This window comes from Belnapia mucosa (genome assembly GCF_016775475.1).
Lineage (GTDB): Bacteria > Pseudomonadota > Alphaproteobacteria > Acetobacterales > Acetobacteraceae > Belnapia > Belnapia mucosa.
The window spans coordinates 1-5,113 of the sequence record NZ_JAEUXJ010000058.1 but is presented as its reverse complement, the minus strand read 5'-3'; the positions used below and the strand labels follow the sequence as shown (position 1 = coordinate 5,113).

Annotated in this window: 3 protein-coding genes and 2 pseudogenes; all 5 read right to left on the bottom strand. The window is 57.4% G+C overall.

Annotated features, from left to right (window positions below):
• A partial coding sequence (locus tag JMJ55_RS30250) for a transposase (RefSeq protein ID WP_202829318.1) occupies positions 1 to 198 on the bottom strand: 198 nt, incomplete at its 3' end.
• Between the two features lie 217 nt (positions 199 to 415).
• A complete protein-coding gene (locus JMJ55_RS30245; protein WP_202829317.1) occupies positions 416 to 1,330 on the bottom strand; it encodes an ATP-grasp fold amidoligase family protein in 915 nt (304 codons plus the stop codon).
• 482 nt (positions 1,331 to 1,812) lie between these two features.
• The gene (locus tag JMJ55_RS30240) at positions 1,813 to 3,357 is read right to left on the bottom strand and encodes a lipopolysaccharide biosynthesis protein (RefSeq protein ID WP_202829316.1); all 1,545 of its coding nucleotides are present in this window, start codon (positions 3,355 to 3,357) and stop codon (positions 1,813 to 1,815) included.
• A 386-nt stretch (positions 3,358 to 3,743) separates the two neighbouring features.
• A pseudogene (locus tag JMJ55_RS30235) lies at positions 3,744 to 4,841 on the bottom strand (IS3 family transposase).
• Between the two features lie 194 nt (positions 4,842 to 5,035).
• Positions 5,036 to 5,113, bottom strand: a pseudogene (locus JMJ55_RS30230) (IS5/IS1182 family transposase); the annotation flags it as partial.

Sequence of the window (5,113 nt, the reverse complement as noted above, 5' to 3'; positions counted from 1 at the left end):
CCAGCCGCAGCCCGCACGAGCCAGGTAGCGGATCGCATTCAGCATCTCTCGCATGTCGGCGCCTGGTGGTCTGCCGCGCCCTGCCGGAGGGGGCAGCAGCGGCTGGACCATAGCCCATTCCTCGTCCGTCAGATCGGTCGGATAGCGCCGCCGACGCTCAAACGCCGCCTGCCGCGCCCAGTGCTCCTTGGTCCACATCCCGCCCATCTGGGCAGCGGTGCAGCCCAAAACACCACTCGGCGCACATTCTCAAACAGGCACTGAGGGGGCAGGTCACCATCCCTACTGGTCCACCATCCTCCAGTTCAGGCCAAGCCACAGCCATGCTCCACTGAAAATCCGCCTCGACCCCCTGGTGGGCTGGTCGCCATTTTCAGCGAGTTAGCATATTTATGCCACAAGCTGACCTTACAGCTCATATCCGACGGGCTGCTAGAGCCGCCTCACGGATGCGCCTAAGCAGGTCACGGCCGAAGGTATCATCACTGAACCGGCCCTGTGCTGACTCTGGATGGAACGTGGCCTCACCAAAATAGATAGCGTTATCCACAACATACAAATCGACGCGCATGAATTCGAAACCGCGCGACAGCGTTGCGGCGATCTGCACCATCTCTTCAAGTTTGTCAGGCCGCTCAATCGGCTCTTCGGAGCGAGGGTAGCGATAACTGACGGGAAGCCAGCGCCAAGTTGCGCACTCGTAGAGGTCCCGTGTGTGCCGCGTGAACCGCCCCCGGTCCACCTGACATAAAAGCACCTCACCGTTAGCGCAAAAAAATTTGAAATCGTCAGGAATAACACCTTCGCGCTTAAGTGACTCCTCCACAATAATACGCTTGGTCAAATTCTTGTAAACAGCTTCGCGCGAAAAGAAGAAATAATCCCGGACTGCGATTTCATATGTACTGCGTAGAAGATTGTGTGTTGGCCGAGTGTCCAGAAAAAGGACACCACCAGAGCTGTGGGCCGGCTTGGCGACGAGCGGTTTATCGAAATAAGGCTCTAGCCTCCTGCAGAACGAAGAGAAATCCATGTTCTCCATTGAGAACACATCATAAGTGTGGGAAATGCTGAGGCCGGGCAGTATTCCGCGAGCAAGAAGTTTACCGGAATGCTTATCAGCCAGGGTCTTGCAAATATAAGACCTATTAGATAACTTTCGATAGAAAAACAAGTCGTCTATCGACGCACTGTCCCTTTCCGGATTGATTGGAAGGCGTCGGTGATGGGCGATAAAGGATGGCAGCGCAACCATGAAGTTGAGCAGATCCATATCGGGAATCAAGCTCGACATTGCGACGGTGGCCCGCTCGCGGCGTCCTAAAGCCATCGGAGTCCCTCCCAAGCATTCAATGTCAACTAACTAAGCCGGTTTTGCACGAGAACTGAGGGACATAGTGCAGGCCGTTGAACGAACCTAGAATTTGGCTGCGATCCCAGGAGTCCTTAAGCTCCGAAAGTTATGCTCGCTGTTGTTAAAGTTAACCTGGTTACCACCCGACCCGTCGCCGGCTTAAAGCAAGCCGCTGGTCAGCCGCTTCGACGGCAGTCAGTTCTCGACTGACGGGCGGCTGCTTGCCCTGCGTGAGGTCGAACGACGGCTGGGCACCGCTGCCCGACTTGCCGCCTGCATCGAATACCCGAAGAAGACCCAGGAGCCCAACGTGAAGCGCTCGGCCACCGCGTCCAGGTTCTCGCACGCTCCCATTGCCGCCAACATTCGGCTCCGCAAGACCCGTCGAATAGGCTCTAATCATTAATACCTCTACCTAGCTGTATCAGGATAAAAGCCTTAGTTCTCTCGCAATTTGCTTAGCCAAATAGCTGGCGGCGCACAGGTTGCAATATGCTCCACACGACTTTTCGGTCCGAGGGGCGCAGACTTATGGCGTAACCGACCACCATGTAGGCAAGAGCTATGACGCCGACCACTACACCAAGGCTGACCCAGCTCGACGGCGACCAGTAATGACACAGTACGCTACTGGCCACTCCAACACCTAACGTACTACAAACTATGATGGCGAATGAACTAAAGAATACTCCCCAATTAGTACCAAGAATTTTTGCAGCGTATGGAGCCAAGAAGATGACGTTCTTAATACTCCAGACGATAGCGGTTGCCGCTGCGACCCCTGCCATTCCCCATCCAGCGACTTGGGCGAGCATCACCGCCAGCGGTACCGCCGCCAAACCGGAGGCCAAGGTCACCAAACTTTGCAGTCGGATACGATTATGGGCCATAAGGACATAGGCCAAAGGGCGGCAGCTCAGGGTCACTGCTAAATGCCCCACAAGGAGGATCAACAAAACATTGAGGCCTGCAAAATCTGGTCCAAGCCACAGCTGGAGCAACGGCCCGCCAAGGCCACATAAAAGGCCAATAGGCAGGGCTAGGCCAACGCCAAGAAGACGCACTGAGCACGAAGCGACACGCTGAAGAGCAAGTCGATTGCCGACGGCATAATGGGTCATGACGATTGGGCTCAATACTGATACCAACGTTTCCGTCATAGTGTGGATGAGCGCAACCAGCAGAAGAAGTGGCCCGTATTGGCCGGTTGCCTCAGCTCCAAAAAGCGCATTAATGATCAGCAAATCGACCTGTAGCAGCAATAAATTTCCGGCTTGGTTCACCGCCGCCCAGCTGCCCAGGTCGGCAAGCGCTCGCAACTGTTGTAAATCAATGGACCGCAACTTGAGGCGCAACTCCGGTGCTAGATGTCGCGCCACGATGACGTCACCAGCTAGAGCAATGATGGCCGATACTACGAAACCAAGCGCGACATGCCATAAGCTCGCCGGATAGATGCTGAAGCAGACGGCAACGACACCAACACGACTCACGGACGTGAGCGCTCGAACAAGATTGCGCAGCTCAAAACGGTGCATAATGACGCTGATGGCGCCGAAGCCGCCACCGAGGATACCCGCCAGCATGGTGGTAGCGACGCCACCAAAAAGTAACTGAGTGGCACCTTCAAGCCCTTCTGGCAGATTAAATAATCTAGGAATAAAATAGGCCGCCACCAAAAATATTATAAACAGTGTAGCAGAAATTATCACCGATAACAAAAAAACAGCATTAAAAATTTGATCTGTAGTTTTTCTGTCATTTCTGTTCAAACTAAGCGCCAAGAAGCGATTCGTCGTAACATCAAAACCTGCCGTCAGAATTGTAGCGTACATAACTAATGTGTTAGCCAAGGTAATCGCTCCGTAGGCCGCCACACCAAGATGCCGGATGAGGAACGGGACATACCACAGCATCAAAACCATATTTACGATTGCGTAGCAGGCATTGGAAGCCACGTTGAGGGCAAAGCGCTGCTCCGCACCGGAGGTAAGCTGCCTCATTCCGCATCTCCTTGTGCGCATATTTTCCGCCCATCCACAGGCAATTTTTCAGGACCAATTAGCGGGGCCCATGAACGGGTCTGCCGCTGCTGCTGCAATCGTCCAAACTGACGAGTGGCGCGCATCTGCGGGACGCCGCTTCATTTTCGGCATCTTGCCGCAACCTCTGGCACGAGTTGGGTAGGAATCGCCTGCAGCACCAACAGGACGAAAAACACTACATTATATTCCATGCGACCTCTCTCGGTCCAGGCCGTCATGGGTCCAGGGGACATAGCGAAGATTAGAGGGGAGTACCCCACCAACTTCGGTCCAAGCATTGCTAGACGGGCTTTGGCTGACCGTGGACCCGAAGCTGGTCCGCCCGAAGGGAGACCTTCTGGGCTTCATGAGCAGTCCTTCCGGGCTGCCTTGGCAGCGAATTCCTGGGGCGTCAGGTGCCCCAAGGAACTGTGGGGACGGGACGCATTATAGCCCCTCCTCCAAGCCTCGATCTTGGTCCTGGCATCGTCCAGGGACAAGAACCAATGCGTGTCGAGGCACTCGTCGCGCAGCCGCCCGTTGAAGGACTCCACGAAGGCGTTGTCGGTTGGCTTCCCAGGACGGCTGAAGTCAAGTGTCACGCCGCGCTCGTAGGCCCAGCGGTCCAGCACCTTCGAGACGAACTCCGGGCCGTTATCCACGCGAATGAGCCACGGTGCGCTACGACGAGCAGCGACCGCCTCCACCGCCTCGACCACATGTTCACCGCGGATGCCGCTATCGACCATGATGGCCAACGCCTCCCGGGTAGGTTGTCCACGAGCGTTAGGGCGCGGATCCGACGTCCGTCGAAGAGCGCGTCGGAGACAAAGTCCATCGATCACTGCTCGTTCGGTCGCGTCGCCACTGGGCGCTCGCTCCGGCCCGCCGCCATCTCGTGCCGCTTCGGCCGCTTGTGCCGCAGGCTCAGCCCCTCTTGACGATACAGCCGGTAGGCGCGTTTCCTGTTCACAGCCCAACCCTCGCGCCGCAGCAAGATGTGGATGCGCGGATAGCCATAGCGGATCCGCACCGCGGCGATCTCGCGGATACGCAGTCGTAGGGGCGCCTGGTCGTCGCGGCTGGAGCGGTAGCGCTGCGATGAGCGGTGGAAGCGCAGCGCCGCGCAGCCCCGCCGTTCGCTCACACCGAACCGGTCCTGGATATGACGGACCAGTTCGCGACGACGACCAGGCGTTAGGGCTTTTTTGCCTGAGCCTCCTGAAGCATGGCTTTGTCCAAGCTCAGGTCGGCCACAAGCTTCTTCTGCTTCGCGTTCTCCTCCTCGAGCTGCCGGAGCTTGCATAGCTCCGACGGTCCCAGGCACCGAACTTCTGCTTCCAACGAAAGAACGTAGCCTCCGACACCGCCATTTTGCGGCAGACCTCGGCCACCGGCGTGCCGAGCTCCGCTTGCGTCAGGGCGAATGCCACCTGCTCATCCGCGTAGCGGGACTTCCTCATCCGCAGGCCTCCCCTTGGGTCAACAAACCTGCCCGAAAACTCCCACAATGGGTGGGCCAGTTTCCCGGTCTAGGGTCAAGGTCAGCGTCCAGCTGCGTGGTGACCTCGTTGCCTCCCTCCATCTCGGCGACGCGCCGGAGCGTCTTGCCAGCGACGGGAGGGCGGACGGCGCAACGGCCGCTCTCCGATTGAAGAGCGACGGCAGAACCGGGTGTGGCTTCGTGGTCGCGTGCGAGGCGGCGGCACCGCCCTGTCCAAGCGAAGGTTCGCTC

Excerpts from the sequence above, each read along its gene's own strand:
- JMJ55_RS30245 (WP_202829317.1), bottom strand. The coding sequence starts at position 1,330 with ATGGCTTTAGGACGCCGCGAGCGGGCCACCGTCGCAATGTCGAGCTTG.
- JMJ55_RS30240 (WP_202829316.1), bottom strand. The coding sequence starts at position 3,357 with ATGAGGCAGCTTACCTCCGGTGCGGAGCAGCGCTTTGCCCTCAACGTG.